This is a genomic window from Pseudomonas sp. EL_65y_Pfl2_R96 (assembly GCF_963970905.1).
GTDB lineage: Bacteria > Pseudomonadota > Gammaproteobacteria > Pseudomonadales > Pseudomonadaceae > Aquipseudomonas.
This window is the reverse complement of record NZ_CAXAQH010000107.1, coordinates 1-854: the sequence shown is the minus strand read 5'-3', so window position 1 is coordinate 854 and position 854 is coordinate 1. Positions and strand designations below refer to the sequence as shown.

Sequence of the window (854 nt, the reverse complement as noted above, 5' to 3'; positions counted from 1 at the left end):
AGGCGATGGCCGAGAATGTTCTCCTTGAGCAGCAGCTCGCCATCGCGTCGCTCGAAGGGTCGCAAATCCACCTTGGCCGTCCGAAGACGGACCGCCAGGGGGTCGATGCTGGTGACGTCGCTCATCGGTACGAAATAGCCCGCACTGCCCAGTGCGATAACCAAGCCGGTCAGAAGGGGATAGTCATTGTCGCGAAGTCGTGTGACGACATCCGATAGCTTGCCAAGCGTACGTCCATCGCCGTCGATCACGGCGTGCTTGAGCAGGGACGACAAGGAAAGCACTGCGTCTGCTGTTGACGGTTCCGGACTGTCACTCACCTATGAAGTTCCTCTTTGCGGCTCCGCCATCGAAACGGGGGTGCCGATGCCAATGTTACGCAGACGACGATCAGTGTCCAACAGCGAGTTGGTAGATGCGGAAAATGACCATGATCATCGCGATCAGGAGATAGCTTCGCAGCACGGTAAGGCCGATGCGGCTGCCGAGCGGCAGTTTCGGTGCCGCCAGCAAGGCGAGAGGCGGCATACGCCATGACAGCCGTTGCGACCGGTCGATGGGGCTCGCTTTATCGGCGTGCGGATAGAAATGTTGGTAGCCGAGGATGGCCCCGCCCGCCAAAACCGACAGCGCAGCGCCGCCACCCAGGATATAGAGGATCACGGGCGCGGCGAGATTGGGGAAGAGTACGCCCGCCGTCAGGACCAGCGACAGGATCACCAGGACCGCGATGATCGCGGCCGTGAAGATGTTCATGCCGCGGCTGTTGACCCATGGTCCCAGCACCTCCTCATCGTTGCACAACAGGAGGAGAAACACGGTCGCGGACGGAAGCAGGACTCCCGCCAGCACCT

At 61.1% G+C, this 854-nt stretch carries 2 protein-coding genes; both read right to left on the bottom strand.

Translation table 11 applies throughout. From position 1 onward, the window contains the following. Positions 1 to 320 (bottom strand): hypothetical protein (locus tag AACY49_RS29670; RefSeq protein ID WP_339527742.1); only part of this gene is annotated, 320 nt, incomplete at its 3' end. Positions 321 to 390: 70 nt separating this feature from the next. Continuing rightward, the coding region (locus tag AACY49_RS29665; protein ID WP_445262673.1) for a hypothetical protein at positions 391 to 854 on the bottom strand (464 nt) is incomplete at its 5' end.